Raw genomic sequence first — 15,484 nt, forward strand, 5'->3', positions numbered from 1 at the left:
TTGCGTCCAGCAAGAAGGCTGAATCGATAGAATGTATGTCTGCATACAATATACCTTTGAATCTCTGCGGCATCAAGTCTGATTGAGCCGACAAGATTGTCGTCGTCCTCGACAATAAATGTATGCATGCAGACGAGATGATTGCAAAAGGCGATGAGGGCGCACGGCCTTTGAGAGCGTGCGCAGGCACACCAATCATCATCCGGAGAGCGACGGCGCGATGGCGCCACCATGGCTGACGCGGTGCTCGCTCGCCGGGTGCAGCAGGACCGCCGACCCGGTGAGTCGTTGCGCTAGACCGGGCGGAACCGCTGGTCGCGTTCGCGGAGTCGCGCCTACGCAGGCACTGCGCCGGTGCCTTTGAGCTAGCTGTTCGCCGACGGCCCGCGAAAACCCAAGGCACGCGACAGATGTGACGCCTCATTGAGCAGCAAGCTCGCAGTGGCCTTGACCTTCTTGGTGTCCAGCCGAACGCTTGGACCGTAGACCGCCAGCGATCCCGCCACTCCGCCGCTCGCATCGAAGAATGGAGCGCTGACACTCGTCGCGCCATGAATCTGCTCATCCTGGCTGACGGCATAGCCAGCGAGACGGACGCGTTCCAATTCCTTCATGTACTCGCCCGCGTCAATCTTCAAGCCTTGCAGCAATTGACGCAGTTGGCGGACATCAAGGGAGGAGTTGGCCAATATGACCTTGCCACTGGCTCCCAGCGCCAGTCGCTCCTGAAAGCCAATGCCGCGTCGAAAGCTCAAGGGGTGGGGACTGGGGATCTCCGCGACGCACATCCGGTTGTCGCCCTCTCGGACGAAGAGGCCGACAGTCTCGCTGCTCACCTCCCAGATCCTGCGCATCAGCGGACCAGCGGCTGCGGCGGGGTCGTTGCTCGCCACCCAGACATGGGCCAGCCGCGCCACTTCCGGACCGAGCCGGAACTTCTGAGGATCACCTGAGGACACCAGGAAGCCGTTGACCTCCAGGGTGTGAAGCAGGCGGTACATCGTCGGGCGACTCAGATCCACGCGCTTGAGCAGTTCCGCCGGGGAAAGCTCGAAATCAGCTGGCGTGAACGAAGAAAGGATCTCCAGGGCTCGCCCAACCGCCCTGACGCCTTCGCTGCCCTTCTCGGCCTCGGTCATGAAAAGCCTCTCTGCATGAAGTTCGGAAGTCTAACGTAGACGATTTGACACCCGCCTGGCATCTGCTCTAAACTTGAGATTACAGTCCATACAATGGACATGGAGCAACTTCGATGAGCGAGAAGGTCCCGGTCCAGTTCGTTTTCTCCGACGGAAGAAGCAGTTCGATCCAGGTCGAGCGTGGCGCGAGCGTCCTCGCGGCGTGCAAGGAGGCGGGGATCTCGCTGCTGGTGGATTGCGAAGAGGGGGTCTGCGGTACGTGCCAGGCCCGTGCGTCCTGTGGTTCGCTGGACATGGAGCCCTTCACCGAGGGGCTGCTCTCCGCCTCCGAGATCAACGACGGATTCGTTCTCGTGTGCCGGACCAGGGCTACTGGCCCGGTGGTGATCGAACTGCCGTACTCGAGCCGCGATGCGCAGGTCGAAGGGGATGAAGCGCCCACGGCCGCGACCGTGGTGAATGTGCAGGAAGCGTCCCGGGAGACGATGACCCTCATTCTGGAAACAGAGAGGCCGTTTGCGTTCCTGCCGGGACAGTACGTCAACATCTCCCCGCAGCCAGGCCTCGAGCGATCGTTCTCCATGGCGAATGCGCCGGATGCCACGACGCTCATCTTCCACATTGCGCTCAGGTCCGATGGAAAGTTCTGCAACTGGCTGCGTGCTGCGCCGCCCGGCGCGACCGTCCAGCTCAGCCCCGCGCGCGGGACCTTCTTCCTGCGCGACGACTTGCGGCCCAAGGTGATGGTTGCCGGAGGTACGGGGCTGGCGCCGTTCCTGGCCATGCTCCGCAGGCTCGCTGCTGGCAGCGAGCTGCAGCGAAGCGCCCCGGTCACCCTGCTGGTCGGGGCTCGCAGCGAGCGGCACCTCTTCGAGAAGGCGGCCCTGGACGCGCTGCGCTTGGAGCTTCCTGGTCTCGACGTTCGGTACGCGTGCGATGAGGTCGACGAAGGGTCGCCCACACGCCAAGGGCGCGTGACCGACATGCTGGGCGAGATCGAGCTCGATCGCGCTGCAACTGTCTATGTCTGCGGGCCGCCGCCCATGGTGGAGGCCGCGCGGCAGGCCTTGAAGAGCCGCCAGTTCCCCTTGAAGCAGTTCCTGGCCGAGAAGTTCACCGGCTGACCAGATCCAGAAGGAAGACGAACATGAAATGCGAAAGCGTAAAAATCCATCGCGTTGAGGCGGCCCCGGCAGAGCCGGGCCGATACCGCAACTGTGTGGACCGCGATGCCGGCGTCATCAGCCGGGAAATCTTCTCGGATACCTCGATCTTCCAGGCCGAACTGGAGCGGATCTACACCCGGGCCTGGCTCTTCGTTGGCCATGAGAGCCAAATCAAGAATCCTGGCGATTTCTTCACGTCGCGCATGGGCAATGAATCGGTCATCCTGTGCCGCGACCAAAAAGAAGGGATTCACGTTTTCCTGAACACTTGCCGCCACCGCGGCATGAAGGTGTGCCAATACGATGAAGGCAACACGCGCCAGTTCACCTGCCCATACCATGCCTGGAGCTACACGACCGAAGGCAAGCTCCATGGCGTGCCGATGTACGGCACGTTGTATGAAGAGCATCTGGACAAGGACCAATGGTCCTTGATCGAGGTGGCGCAACTCCACAACTACAAGGGCACCATCTGGGCCACCTGGGACAAGGACGCGCCTCCGTTCCTCGAGTACATCGGCGATGCGAAAGAGCACCTGGACCTGGCCCTCGACGGCTTGGATGGAGCGCCTGGCGAAACCGAAGTGTTCGTCGGCGTCCAGAAGTGGATCATCCCGGCGAACTGGAAGGTGGGCGCGGAGAACTTTCTGGGCGACACGTACCACAACCCGAGCCATCGCTCGGTCGACGACATCGGTATTGGCCCCAGCGCGCAGGCCGGCCGCAAGGGTCGCCGTGACGACGAGCTCTCTGGCGCGCAGCACGTCTGGGTCAACTTCCCGGCAGGCCATGGCGCGCACAGCGCGATCCAGCCGAAGATGCTGCCGTACGCCGAAGCCTATCAAGACAATCCGCAGGTCGAGCAGTACTTCCGCCGCTGCTATGAGCAGCGGCAGGAGCGCCAGGGCGAGAAGTCCCGGCTGTTGCCCTTCGTCTGCACGATTTTTCCCAACACCAGCTTCAACGGCCGCCAGCCGCGGTCGATCACGGTGTTCCATCCGCATGGGCCGATGCACACCGAAATGTGGCGCTGGTACTTGATCGACAAGGGGGCACCGCCCGAAGTCCGGGATCTCATGCGCCATTTCTACATGCGCTACCAAGGGCCTGCCGGGATGACCGAGCAGGACGACATCGAGAACTGGCAGATGGCCACCGAGTCCAGTGCCGGCCCGATCGCCAGAAGATACCCGTACAACTACCAGCAGTCGCTGGGTCGGGCTGGCAAGCACGAAACGCTGGCGGGCAACGTATCGACGCAGATATCCGAGGAAAACCCCCGCACCTTCTATACCCGCTGGGCGGACTACCTGGAGGGAGACGACTGGGATCGACTGATGGGTCGAGATGACCCGATCTTCAAGAACCTCGCAGGAGCCGACGATGAATGAAGCCGCGCGCGTTTCGCAGGAAACAGACCTGCGCGTGCTGACCTGGGAGGCGGAGCGCTTTCTGTACCGCGAGGCCGACCTCCTGGACACCCGGCGCTACGAGGACTGGCTTGCGACGCTGCACGAGGGGATCGTCTATTTCATGCCGATGCAACGCAACACGCGCCACAACGAGCTTCAGCGGGAGTCCACGCGCGAGGGTGTCGACATCAGCTGGTTCGAGGAGGGAAAGTGGACCTTGGCCAAGCGCATCGAGCAGATCCGCACTGGCGTCCATTTCGCCGAGGAGCCCGTCTCACGGACCACGCATCATGTCTCGAACGTGTACGTGACCGCCGTGGCTGACACGTGCGCCGAGCTCTCCGTCTCCAGTCGCGTCTTCGTCCGGCAGAACCGGAATCAGCACGAATCGATGATGCTCTCGGCAAGGCGCAACGACGTACTCCAGAAGGTGGGCGGCGATTGGCAATTGCGGAGGCGGGAGATCTTGCTCACCGAGAACGTGTTGACCGTGAAGATGCTCACCACCTTTTTGTAGAAGTCGAGAGCATGCAGATCAACCATCTCATCGCCGGCGAGAGCGTCGCGGCAACTTTCTACGTCGAGGCCGTCAACCCCGCCACCGTCGATCGGGAGGGCTGATCATGGGAAAACTTGGGCTAGCGGCCAAGATCACGCATGTTCCGTCGCTGTACCTTTCTGAACTTCCAGGGCCGAACTTCGGCTGCCGTGAGGCGGCCATCAATGGCCACAAGGAAATCGATCGCCGGTGCCGCGAACTGGGGGTCGACACCATGGTGGTGTTCGACGTGCACTGGCAGGTGAACAGCGAATATCACATCAACTGCGGCCCTTGGTTCGAGGGCATCTACACAAGCAACGAGCTCCCGCATTTCATCAAGAACATGCCTTACGCCTATCCAGGCAACCCGTCGCTGGGGCACTTGATCGCGGACGTCGCCAACGAGATGGGCGTCAAGAGCCGTGCCCATTCCGACACCACCCTGGAGTTGGCGTACGGGACGCTGGTGCCGATGCGCTACATGAACAGTGACCGGCACTACAAGGTGATCAGCATCAGCGGCTGGTGTGATTGGCACGACCTGCAGGAGTCCGCGCGCTTCGGCCTGGCCGTCCGCCGTGCAATCGAAGACAGGTACGAGGGCACAGTGGCGGTGCTTGCCAGCGGCTCCTTGTCGCACCATTTCGCAGACAACGGGCGCGCACCCGAGTTCATGCACAGGATCTACGATCCATTCCTGGAGCAGGTCGATCACAGAGTCGTCGAACTCTGGAGGGCCGGTGAATGGAAGACCTTCATCGGCATGTTGCCGATGTATGCCGAAAAGTGCTGGGGCGAGGGCGACATGCACGACACGGCCATGCTCCTCGGCGCGATGGGCTGGGACAAGTACGAAGGGCGGGCGGAGATCGTCACACCCTACTTTGCCAGCTCCGGCACTGGCCAGATCAATGCCATCTTTCCCGTATCGCCTCTGGCTTGTCGTTGACGAAAAGTGGAGTCGACGAGGCTGCGAGACCGAAGAACTACAACGATGGAGATCACTCATGAAGAAGCACTTGCCACTCCTGTGTGAACTGGCCGCTGCCAGTGCGTTGTTCGCGATCATGGCCTTGACGTTCTTCGATGTCTTGGGACGCAAGCTCTTCGACCGTTCGATCACCGGATCGCTGGAACTGACAGAGCTGTTGATGGTGTTGGTCATCTTCGCCGGGCTTCCGCTCGTTTCGGCACGTGGCGAGCATGTCGAGTTCGACTCGCTCGACGCATTGCTTCCGCCTCGTGTGCGCAAGGTCCAAGCTGCCTGCGTGCACCTGTTCTGCGCAGTTCTGCTGCTTGGGCTCGGCTGGTTGATGTTGAAGACCGGCGGGGCATTCCACGACACGGGTGAGACCACGGCGCAGCTCGGCATCTTCAAGGCGCCTTTCATCTATGGAATGGCGCTCCTGAGCGCGCTCACCGGTACCGTGCATCTTCTGCGGGCTTGGAAATCCGATGAAGCGCGAGATAGTGGGCAAGGGACGGCGCTGTGACCGCTGCCCTGCTGGGGTTCCTGGCCATCTTCGTGCTGGCGCTGGCCCGCGTTCCGCTGGCCTTCGCCATGGGCACAGTAGGCCTGGTGGCCACCGGTCTCACGCGCGGCTGGACACCAGCCCTCGCCAGCGCAGCCCAGGTGGTCTACGAGACAGGTTTCGCCTACACGCTCTCGGTGATCCCGCTGTTCATCCTGATGGGCAACTTCGTGGCGCGGGCCGGCCTGGCACATGAGCTGTTCCACGCCGCTTACGCCTTTATGGGGCACATGCGTGGGGGGCTGGCGCACGCCACCGTTGTGGCCTGTGCCGGCTTCGGCGCGATCTGCGGCTCTTCGATCGCCACGGCAGCGACCATGAGCAAGGTGGCCTACCCGTCCATGCGCAAGCTGGGCTACAGCGAATCGCTGTCCACTGGCGTCATGGCCGCTGGCGGTACCTTGGGCATCATGATCCCTCCATCCACCGTCATGGTGATCTACGGGATCATCACCGAGACGCACATCGGCAAGCTCTTTGCTGCGGGCGTGCTTCCCGGGCTGCTCAGCGCGGCGATGCTGATGGCGGGCATCGTTGCGATCACGTCTCTCACCCCCGGGCACGCACCGCCCGCCGTGCGTGCCAGCTGGGCCGAACGCTGGAGTGCCCTGCGCGGCATCTGGGGCGTGGCGCTGCTGGTCGTGGTGGTTCTGGGCGGCATCTACGGCGGGCTGTTCACCGCCACCGAGGGCGCCGGGATCGGCGCCTCGGGAGCCTTCCTCTTCGCCCTTTGCCGTGGGCGGTTGACCTGGCGCATTCTGTACAAGGTGCTGGTGGAATCGGCGCGCACTACCGCCATGCTCTTCACGCTGCTGATTGCGGCAACCATCTTCGCCAACTTCGTGAACTTCACCTCGATGCCGAACGATCTCAAGGAGTGGATCACGCATCTGGGTTTGTCGCCCATCATGATCATCGTGGCCATGATGGCCATCTACGTGGTGCTGGGAACCGTGATGGAGGAACTCACCATGGTGCTGCTGACAATCCCGCTGTTCTTCCCCATCGTGACCAGCCTGGGATTCGACCCTGTCTGGTTCGGTGTCCTGATCGTGATGATCGTGCAGATCGGATTGATTTCGCCCCCAGTCGGAATGAACCTGTTCGTCATCAATGCGCTACTGCCTGGCGTTGGACTGCGGCAGATCTTTCGCGGATGCTGGCCCTTCGTGCTGATCATGGTGATCGTGCTCGTGTTGCTGATCGCCTTTCCGCAGATCAGCTTGTGGCTGCCGTCGACGATGTACTAGCGGGCGCTGCATGCGATGTCCATGTAGTGGACTGATGTTTCTTTTTTTCATGTGTTGTCCTATAGTGGGTCATCGTGCACGAGCGCGATGCGAACGCGCCGAACGCGCACCCGGTGAAAAACGCAGGTCGATCTCCAGGAGAAAGTCATGATGAAAGCTTCCATCCTCGTGCTGGGTCTGCTCGCTGCCGGCAGCGTGGCCCATGCTCAGACTGTGCTGGCGGTCTCCAACTGGACCGGGCCCGGCCAGACCCAGGCGGTCAAGGCGTGGTGCGACCTGCTCGACAGCAAATCCGCCGGCAAGCTGAAATGCAACATCCTGCCGCGACCGGTGAGCTCGCCGCCCGGCAGCTTCGATGCGGTTGCCAACGGTGTCGTCGACGTCTCGCTCACAGTCCACGGCTACACGCCGAACCGGTTCGTTCTCACCCAGATGGCTGAATTCCCTTTCAACGGAGACAGCGCGGAGGCCATGTCGGTCGCCTACGACAGGGTGGCCTCCAGGCATCCCGAGTTCGCCCGGGAACACAAGGGCGTGCATGTGCTCGGCTACTTCACGCACGGGCCGGGCATGGTGTTCAACTCGAAGCGGCCGATCGCGAAGATCGAGGACCTCGAGGGGCTGAAGTTCCGTGTGGGCGGGGGGATGGTGAACGAGATCGCCAGGTCGTTGGGCATGAATGTCACGCTGAAGCCCGCGTCCGACGCCTATGAGCTTTTGTCCGGCGGTGTCATGGACGGGGCGCTTTTCCCGGCCGAATCCATTGAGGCCTACAAGCTCGACAAGGTCATCCGCCACGCGACGTATTTCCCTGGCGGCCTCTACAATCTCAGCTGGGTGTTCATGATGAATCCCGCGCGGTATGACAAGCTCTCCGCGGATGAGAAGAGAGCAGTGGATTCGGTCTCGGGCGAAGTGCTCGCACGGATCTTCGGCCGCCAGTGGGACATCCTCGATCGCAGCGGACGCGCCCACATGCAGGCGTCGAAGATCCAGGTCACGATGGCCGACCCGGGCTTCGTGGCCGCGGTCAAGGCCAGGACCTCGGCGCTGGAGCAGAAGTGGGTGCAGGACGCCTCGGCGCGCGGGACGAAGCAACCCGAGAAGATCCTCGCGGAGTTCCGCAAGGAGGTCGCGGCCCTTCACGCAAGGTGAGCGGCGAACGAGTGCTCGACGGCCTTGGGGTCGCGCTGCAGAGCTTCGCGCAACGCTTGTGCTGCAGCCGGATAGATGTCTTCCTCGTCACGCTGCATGGCGTCGATCAGCAGCTTTGCGAAGGCGCCTGGCGCCAGTTTCGTCTGCTTGAGGTGCGCGGTCATTGGGGTGTCGACCGCCGGCGCCAGCACCGCACGGACGCGAACGCCGGAGGCCGCAAGCTCCGCGCGCATCGCCTGCGTCACCGAGAAGGCGGCGGCCTTGCTTGCGCAGTAGGTCGCCATCATGGGATGGTTCACATGAGCGAGGGCGCTCAGCATGTTGACGATGGCGCCATGTCCGCGCGCTTTCATCGCCGGGGCGAACGCGCAGAAGATGTTGATGAGGCCGAAGTAGTTGGTTTCCATCTCCGCTCGGGCGGCCGCTTCGTCGTAATGCGCCAGCCGGTGGTTCGAATTGATCCCATTGGCGCAGATGACCCAATCCACGCGGGACCCGTGGATTCTCGCGGCCTCCATCACGCTGTCATGCCGAGTCACATCCATGTGGATCGGCTTCACCCGAGGATGCGGCGCTGCAGATGGCTTACGGCTCGCAGCGATCACTTCATGCGCATCTGCTTCGAGGAGTGCATCGACGAGTGCGGTCCCGATTCCGCCACTGGCCCCGACGACAAGCACAACCCGGCCGGAAACGCTGGCGTGTTCGGGCATCGCGTTCATCGCGTCACGCCCGCGCGGGGAAGCGATTCGATGAATTCGCGCACCACGGTGTTGAACTCTTGGGGCTTCTGCCAGTTGACGTAACGGCCCGCACCGGGCACCGCCGGCGCCTCATGGAAGTTCTTCATTCCTTGCAGCATCTCCGGCTGGTCAGGATAGGGATCCTCTGCGCCGCAGATGCCCATGACCGGAATGTCGAGCCGGCTGAAGAGCGGCGCCAGGTTCGGCACGGAGTTGCCGAGCTCGAGCATGCCTCGGCGGTACTGCTCGAGCGGATGACTGGCCATCATCTGGATCACGCGCTCGCGGAATGCGCCGTCCTCCCGGGGAATGACGCGGTAGATGTTGGTGCCGCCCTCCCGGCGCAGCAGTTCGATCAGTGCCTGCCGGCCCTCGAACTCGAGGACCGGGACCACGCGTTTGCTCGCCGCCGTCCACACATCCATGTACATCGGCGCTTCATGAAGTTCACTCCAGGCGCCAATCACCATGCCAGCGACGCCGTCCGGGTGCGACAGCGCGTACTGCGCAGCGATCGTCGTGCCGAAGGCCAGCGCGATGACGATGGGCCGTTCGATCTCCAGCGCATCGATGAGGCCGGCCAGGTCCCGCGCCTGGTTGACGAGCGAGAAGCCGTAGTGGGTCCACTCCGTGCCCGCGTGGCCGCGCCGGTTGTAGATCAGGCAGCGATGGTCGCGCGAGAACTCCGCCACCTGCGCCTCCCAGTACTGCATGCCATGGATTTCGCCATGGACGAAGACGATGTCGCGCCCCTTGCCGGTGAGTTCGTACTGAAAGTCGCAATGGTTGATGCGGATGATCGCCATTCCTCAGGCTCCCCATGTCCATTGCGGCATGAGCTCGTTGGAAGGAAGGCTCGGATCAAGTACCTTGCGTGCCTGTTCGCGCCCAACGACGGGCAGGGCAGCCGGATCGAGCAAGCCGATCTGCACGAGCACGCTGGCTTGATCCCAGTAGATGTGCTCGTGATAGAGCTTGTCGCCCCGAAATGTGATGATCCCGACGAGCGCGACTTCGACGTAGCACCCCGTCGGTGCGATGCCCGGAAGCATCCACGGAATCTCGGTGTCGTGTGTGAAGCAGAGGATCCCTTCATTCACCACGCGGTCGACACCGATCGTCCGCGAGATCGGGATCGTGCGCATGTCGGCCGGGTTGCGCGGTATGAAGTGGTCACTATAAAACCGATGCAGGTCCGTCTGTCCGTATCCGCCCGTCATTGTCGGAACGTGATTGACGTAGGGCTGGGGAACCATGGTGGCCATGGTGGCCGCGGCATCGCGCGAGACGAACTCGCACGCGCGATGCGCTTCCCAGAGCGCGTTGAGGTCATACCACGGGCCGAGGACCGCGCGGAGCACGGCCAGGCTGCGGCTGTAGGCCATGCCCGCTGAGGGCGCACAGTAGGCAGGGCGTCCCTTGGCAGCGAAGCCGTGTTTCACGCCGGGGTAGACGTGCACCGATGCCTCCTTGCTGCGGGCAAGCGCAGCGACGACAGTGCTGACTGCAACGGGGGGCGTCAATGGGTCCTCGGCGCCGAAATGGATCACCACCGGGACCTTGATGGTCGCAAGCCTTTCGAGGTGCTGCTCGAGCGCGACCGGGTAGTACGCCACCGCGCAGCTGACAAGGCCCGCGGCAGCCGCGAGCATCGCGACGCGGCCACCGAGGCAGAACCCGTACGCGGCGATCCGGCCCACGACCGCCGGGTGCTGCTCGAGGGCTTGCACGGTATCCCGCATGTCCTCCAGAAGCAGCTGCTGATCGAGCTGCTGGCTCAATGCCATTGCTCGGGCGACGTCTTGTTCGGAGTAGCTGAGTTCGACACGCGGCTGCAGGCGCCAGAACAGGTCCGGCACAAGGACCACGTAGCCCTCCTGCGCAAGGTCGTCGGCCACGGCCCTCAGGGAGGCGGTCACGCCGAAGATCTCCTGGCACAGGACGATGCCCGGGCCGCGGCCGTTCGGCGGCAGTGCGAGGTAAGCGCCCATGGCGGGCGCATCCGTCGTGCCAGGAACTTCGATCCATGCAGTCGTCACCCCGAGCTCCTTTTTATGTCCGTTAGATGGACATGAAAATCAATTCTATCTCTTGAGCACGATCCAGGCAATGCATGCGATCGGCGCAGGCCGACTCGGGAGAGCGGACGCTAAACTGGAACGCAGCAAACTTTCGCTCGGGTTCCATGACTCAACCGCTGGACGACCTCCACGATCTCACGCACCGACCTGGTTTTCTTCTGCGCAAGGCGCACCAGGTGGCGGTTGCCATCTTCTCGGAAGAAATCGGGAAGCTGAACCTGACACCGCCTCAGCACAACGTGTTGTCCGCACTGATGGCCAATCCCGGTTGCCACCAGACCGAGATCGGGCGAATCGTGGGCTACGACCGCGCGACGGTGGGGGCGGTGCTGGCCGGGTTGGAGTCGCGGGGGCTGGTGGAGCGACAAGGCTCGGATCTCGACAGGCGCCTGAAGGTGCTGACCCTGACCCGCAAAGGGCAGTCGCTGCTGAATACCTCCAACGCGGCCATGGATCGGATCAACCAACGAATCCTGGAGCCCCTGGCGGTGCACGAGAGGCCGATGTTCGTTGCGCTGCTCGCACGCCTGGCGTTTTCCGCGGCCGTGGCCGCGCCCGCGCGGCCAGAAGCCGATGGCGCCTTGGCGAGCAGCTCAAGAAATTCCAGCGTGCGCACCGGCCGCGCCAGATTGTCCTAGTGCGCCGGCCAGGTCACCTGGATACGGGCACCGGAGCCTCTTTCTTACCGGGATGCGCGTCGTTGATATAGGGCAGCGGCACGAAGCGGTAGCCGTCGGTCACTTTGCGCAGATGGCCGACGCCGGGGAAGGAATAGTGGGCCGGCGCAACCAGATAACCCTTCGCGGCCGCATCCGCGAACGCGCGCCGTCGCGCCGCGGCCGCCTCTTGGGGGTTGACGTCGTACTGGATCGTGACGCCCGGCGCCGGCAGCTGCACTTCGGCGACGTGCAGCACATCGCCCCAGAACATGATCTTCTCGCCCTCGCTCTCGAGTGAATAGAAGGTGTGGCCGGGCGTGTGGCCCGGCGCCGGCACGGAGCGGATGCCCGGAAACAGCTCGACGGCACCGTCGAACGGCTTGACTTGGCCGGCGTCGACATAAGGACCTATCTTCGCCTTGGCTTGCTCGAAGTACTGCTTCTGCGATTCGGGCGCCTGCGCGAGCGCTTGCGCACTCAGCCAGTAGTCGACCTCCTTGCGCTCGACGTGGATCACGGCGTTCGGGAAGACCCGAGTCGTGCCGTCCATCAACCCGCCGCTGTGGTCCGTGTGGACGTGCGTGAGGAGAATGTCGGTGATCTGCGCGGGCTCCAGGCCGATGGCTCTCAGGCTGGCCGGCAACTTGTTGAGCGTGGGCCCGTAGAGCTCACCGGTACCGGCGTCGACGAGGATGAGCCGGCCGGCGGTTTCGATCAGGAACGCATTGATCGAGGCGTCGATCGTCGTTCCGACATAGCCGTCCTTCAGCAGCTTGGCGACGGGATGGCCTTTCGTGTTCGTCAGGATCTTCGTGTCCAGCGGAATCGTGCCGTCCGACAGGGCAGTCACGGCGACGCCCCCGATCTTCAGGCGATAGAAGCCCGCCTGGCTCTTGTCGAGTTTGGAGGGGGGCGCGGCCGCGTTATGCGCATGCGCCGACGAGATAAACCCCGAACCGCCTGCGATCAGCAGGGCGGCGAGCAGCGGGGTGAGAAATTGACGAGCAGTCATCGAGACATTCCTGAGTGTTTAAGGGACGACCGCCAGTTTCTTATTCTCTAAAGAGTTTATAAAGCATCAAATGACGGATAATCTATATCCATTCCGTTGAGAGTAAACGCATGATTGACGATGTTCTGGACCTCAGGGTCTTCGTTCGCGTGGTCGCGACTGGAAGCATGTCGGCCGCAGCCCGCGAGATGGACCTGTCACTGGCCGTGGTCAGCAAGCGGATCGGGGCATTGGAGCGAAAACTGGGCGTGCGCCTGATGCTGCGCACCACGCGAAGCCAGTCGCTGACGCCGGAGGGCGTGGCCTTTCATGAGCGCTGCGCCCGCATCCTGCAGGAGATCCAGGGCGCGGAGCACCTGATGGCGGGCAGTCGCGACACCGTCAGCGGCATGCTGACGCTGACCGCGCCGCGCACGTTTGCGCGGCAGTACCTCGCGCCCATCGTTGCTGCTTTCCAGGCCAAGCATCCCGCGCTGTCGGTCAACTTGAGGTTGAGCGACGACGTGCTGGACCTGGTTGAGGGCGGCATTGACGTTGCCTTTCGCTTCGGCACGCTGCACGACTCGTCGCTCAGTGCGCGCCAGGTTGCGCCGAACCACCGGGTGTTGTGTGCGGCGCCGTCCTATGTGGCACGCCATGGCGCGCCGACGACACCGGACGAACTGTCCCGCCATGCGTGCATCGCGTACGGCCCGCGTCCCGCGGGTCATTGGCTGTTCCACGTGAACGGGCAGCCGCTCGCCATCAGGATCCAGGGGACCTTTCTTGTGAACGACGGCGACGTGGCGCAGTCGCTGGCACTGGAAGGCGCCGGCATCTTCTTCAAGTCGATCTGGGATGTCGGCGTCCACATCGACGCGGGGCGCCTCCTGCGCGTGATGCCGGACTTCGCGGCGCCGACCGAGCCCTTGCATGTGGTCTTCCCGAACGGCCGCCAGCTTGCGCCGCGTGTGCGGCAATTCGTCGACTTCGCTGTCGAGCGGTTGCAGGACACCTGGGCGCGCATCGTGCCTGCAGGCCTGCATCACTCGACTACAGTCAATCGGCTTGCAGATGGCGAGGTAGCCATACCGAGATGACGGCCGGCTTGCCCGCGCGCACTTGCTCGAGGCCCCGAAGGAGTGCCGGACGCAATTGCGCGGGGTCCTTCACGTTCTCGCCATACGCGCCGCAGGCCTGGGCTTCCAGGGCGAAGTCCATCGGCGGATCGAAGTAACCGCCCTCCAGGCCGGACCTTTGCGCGAAGCCGTCTGGATACGTCTTCGCAGTTCGCAGCGTGCCGGTCGCCCAGCTCCGGTTCTGGTAGACGACGGTGAGGTAGGGCGCGCCATAGTGGACGGCGGACCACAGCGCGGCAGCCGGGGTCGCGAACATGTAGAAACCGTCGCCGGTCACGGCGATGACGTCCCGCCCCGGCAGCGCGAGCTTGGCTCCGAACGCCGCACCGGGCGCCCATCCGCCACTGGTGCCCGGCGTAAAGAAATAGGAGCCGGGCCGGCTGCAGCGCAGGAACTCGAAGACCCGGTTGTGCGGCAGCGTGTCGTCGAAGACCACGGCATCGTCGTCGACGATGTCCGCGAGCGCCTGCGTCACCTGCAGCGGCTGGATGATCGGGGAGCCTTCGAGACGTGCCACCTCGGCAGCGAGCCCCGCGCGATACGCCCCCGACGCGCGGGCCGCCTCTTTCGCGCGTGCGTGGGCGCGATCGGCATGGTCAGGCGTCATCAGGTCGCGCGCTTCACGGCGTAGCGCGCGGATGGCCTGCAATGGATCGCCCGCAAGGCGCAGGTTCGCGGTGAACTCGTACGTCGGGATCTTGCTCTTTACCGGGTCGTGCCCCAGGACGGCCACCCAGGAATCGCGCTTTGGCGCACGCGGGCCCGGCAACCACGGCACTTCCGCCTCGAGCACGACCACGACATCGGCGTCCGACAGGTCCGCGTCGAGCTGCAGCAGCGGATGTGCCATCGGAAAGCTCATGTAGTTGCGCGTACTCGCATGCGCAACCGGAAGGCCGAGCAGCTCGCAGAGCGCCACGAGCTCAGGGACCGTCCGCGGATCGCGCCCGGAGCCCGATACCACCAAGCGGGGCGCGCGCGCCGAGAGCAGGCGCTCGGCCACTTCACGGATGCCGTCCGGATCGGGCGCCGCGGCAACAACGCGCCCGAGCCCGTGCACGGTCGGGAAACTGTGCGCAGGCATTGCCGCCATCGAGACCTCCGGCGCCATCGCGAGATAGACCGGCCCTGCCGGCTCGGCCGTGGCCATCTGCAGTGCTCGGCTGGTCAGGAGGCCGGGGCTGTCGTGGGCAGCAAGCCGGTGATCCCACTTGACGTACTGGCGGACCACGGAGTGCTGGTCGTAGGTTTGCTGCAGCCAGAGATGGCCGCCTTGGTTTCGCGCGGCGATGGAGGTGCCCGTGGCGCTTGTCGGTGGGAAGCCCGCTGTCATCACGATGGGCAGGTTGGCCCGCATCGCGGTGTGGATTGCCGCGCCGTGGTGCAAGGTGCCCGCGTCCACGTGCACTGCGGTGGCGGAAACCTTCCCCGTGACAGCCGAATAGCCGAGCGCCGCGTTCAGGCTCGCATGCTCATGGGTGACGACGATCATCCGCGGCGCGGGCTTGCCGGTGGCGCCAGCCTTCGCGATGGACTCCTGGAAGAACGCGATTTCCGATCCGGAGGTGAAGAAAAGGCAGTCGACGCCGCCGGCCGCGAGGGCAGCGACCACGGAGTCGCCCGCCTCTCCGGCCGGCATTTCACAATGGGACGGCGCGCCAGTTGGCATTGGAGGC

15 protein-coding genes are annotated in these 15,484 nt (G+C 63.8%); 9 read left to right on the plus strand and 6 right to left on the minus strand.

The window, feature by feature from the left end; all coding sequences use genetic code 11:
• Positions 1-365 precede the first annotated feature (365 nt).
• Complete coding sequence (locus tag AC3A6G_RS21410; protein WP_487862069.1) at positions 366-1,139, minus strand: IclR family transcriptional regulator; 774 nt, start codon at positions 1,137-1,139, stop codon at positions 366-368.
• A gap of 113 nt (positions 1,140-1,252) precedes the next feature.
• On the opposite strand from AC3A6G_RS21410, the gene AC3A6G_RS21415 reads away from it, so the two are divergent.
• From AC3A6G_RS21415 to AC3A6G_RS21445, 7 genes are all read left to right on the plus strand, one after another.
• On the plus strand, positions 1,253-2,263 hold the full coding sequence (locus tag AC3A6G_RS21415) for a 2Fe-2S iron-sulfur cluster-binding protein (RefSeq protein WP_487865054.1): 1,011 nt from the start codon (positions 1,253-1,255) through the stop codon (positions 2,261-2,263).
• Between the two features lie 23 nt (positions 2,264-2,286).
• Complete coding sequence (locus AC3A6G_RS21420; RefSeq protein WP_487862067.1) at positions 2,287-3,696, plus strand: aromatic ring-hydroxylating oxygenase subunit alpha; 1,410 nt, start codon at positions 2,287-2,289, stop codon at positions 3,694-3,696.
• The gene (locus AC3A6G_RS21425) at positions 3,689-4,234 is read left to right on the plus strand and encodes a 3-phenylpropionate/cinnamic acid dioxygenase subunit beta (protein WP_487862066.1); all 546 of its coding nucleotides are present in this window, start codon (positions 3,689-3,691) and stop codon (positions 4,232-4,234) included. Before AC3A6G_RS21420 ends, AC3A6G_RS21425 begins: the two co-directional genes overlap by 8 nt.
• 106 nt (positions 4,235-4,340) lie before the next feature.
• On the plus strand, positions 4,341-5,207 hold the full coding sequence (gene hpaD, locus AC3A6G_RS21430) for a 3,4-dihydroxyphenylacetate 2,3-dioxygenase (protein ID WP_487865053.1): 867 nt from the start codon (positions 4,341-4,343) through the stop codon (positions 5,205-5,207).
• Between the two features lie 58 nt (positions 5,208-5,265).
• On the plus strand, positions 5,266-5,751 hold the full coding sequence (locus tag AC3A6G_RS21435) for a TRAP transporter small permease (RefSeq protein ID WP_487862064.1): 486 nt from the start codon (positions 5,266-5,268) through the stop codon (positions 5,749-5,751).
• A complete protein-coding gene (locus tag AC3A6G_RS21440; RefSeq protein ID WP_487862063.1) occupies positions 5,748-7,040 on the plus strand; it encodes a TRAP transporter large permease in 1,293 nt (430 codons plus the stop codon). Before AC3A6G_RS21435 ends, AC3A6G_RS21440 begins: the two co-directional genes overlap by 4 nt.
• Positions 7,041-7,187: 147 nt before the next feature.
• Positions 7,188-8,195 (plus strand): TRAP transporter substrate-binding protein, encoded by a 1,008-nt coding sequence (locus tag AC3A6G_RS21445; RefSeq protein ID WP_487862062.1) that lies wholly within the window; start codon positions 7,188-7,190, stop codon positions 8,193-8,195.
• Here the strand turns inward: AC3A6G_RS21445 and AC3A6G_RS21450 are convergent.
• From AC3A6G_RS21450 to AC3A6G_RS21460, 3 genes are read right to left on the minus strand one after another with little or no spacing between them, the layout of a single operon-like run.
• On the minus strand, positions 8,183-8,917 hold the full coding sequence (locus AC3A6G_RS21450) for an SDR family NAD(P)-dependent oxidoreductase (protein ID WP_487862061.1): 735 nt from the start codon (positions 8,915-8,917) through the stop codon (positions 8,183-8,185). The genes AC3A6G_RS21445 and AC3A6G_RS21450 overlap by 13 nt on opposite strands.
• Positions 8,914-9,744, minus strand: a complete 831-nt coding sequence (locus AC3A6G_RS21455) for an alpha/beta fold hydrolase (RefSeq protein WP_487874492.1) — start codon at positions 9,742-9,744, stop codon at positions 8,914-8,916. The genes AC3A6G_RS21450 and AC3A6G_RS21455 overlap by 4 nt, the downstream gene beginning before the upstream one ends.
• Before the next feature lie 3 nt (positions 9,745-9,747).
• Positions 9,748-10,977: a dienelactone hydrolase family protein gene (locus AC3A6G_RS21460; RefSeq protein WP_487862059.1), complete on the minus strand. Its 1,230-nt coding sequence runs from the start codon at positions 10,975-10,977 to the stop codon at positions 9,748-9,750.
• A 146-nt stretch (positions 10,978-11,123) separates the two neighbouring features.
• Between AC3A6G_RS21460 and AC3A6G_RS21465 the strand changes: the two genes are divergently transcribed.
• On the plus strand, positions 11,124-11,657 hold the full coding sequence (locus tag AC3A6G_RS21465; RefSeq protein ID WP_487862058.1) for a MarR family winged helix-turn-helix transcriptional regulator: 534 nt from the start codon (positions 11,124-11,126) through the stop codon (positions 11,655-11,657).
• A gap of 13 nt (positions 11,658-11,670) precedes the next feature.
• Here AC3A6G_RS21465 and AC3A6G_RS21470 read toward each other — a convergent pair whose 3' ends face one another.
• The gene (locus tag AC3A6G_RS21470) at positions 11,671-12,690 is read right to left on the minus strand and encodes an MBL fold metallo-hydrolase (protein ID WP_487862057.1); all 1,020 of its coding nucleotides are present in this window, start codon (positions 12,688-12,690) and stop codon (positions 11,671-11,673) included.
• 110 nt (positions 12,691-12,800) lie between these two features.
• Here AC3A6G_RS21470 and AC3A6G_RS21475 point away from each other — a divergent pair, with 110 nt between their 5' ends.
• Complete coding sequence (locus AC3A6G_RS21475; protein WP_487862056.1) at positions 12,801-13,769, plus strand: LysR family transcriptional regulator; 969 nt, start codon at positions 12,801-12,803, stop codon at positions 13,767-13,769.
• Here the strand turns inward: AC3A6G_RS21475 and AC3A6G_RS21480 are convergent.
• Entirely contained in the window at positions 13,729-15,420 is a 1,692-nt protein-coding gene (locus AC3A6G_RS21480) for a thiamine pyrophosphate-requiring protein (RefSeq protein ID WP_487874493.1), read from the minus strand. The two genes, AC3A6G_RS21475 and AC3A6G_RS21480, sit on opposite strands and share 41 nt — an antisense overlap.
• Between the last annotated feature and the right edge of the window lie 64 nt (positions 15,421-15,484).

This window comes from Variovorax sp. Soil_C_26 (assembly GCF_057657075.1).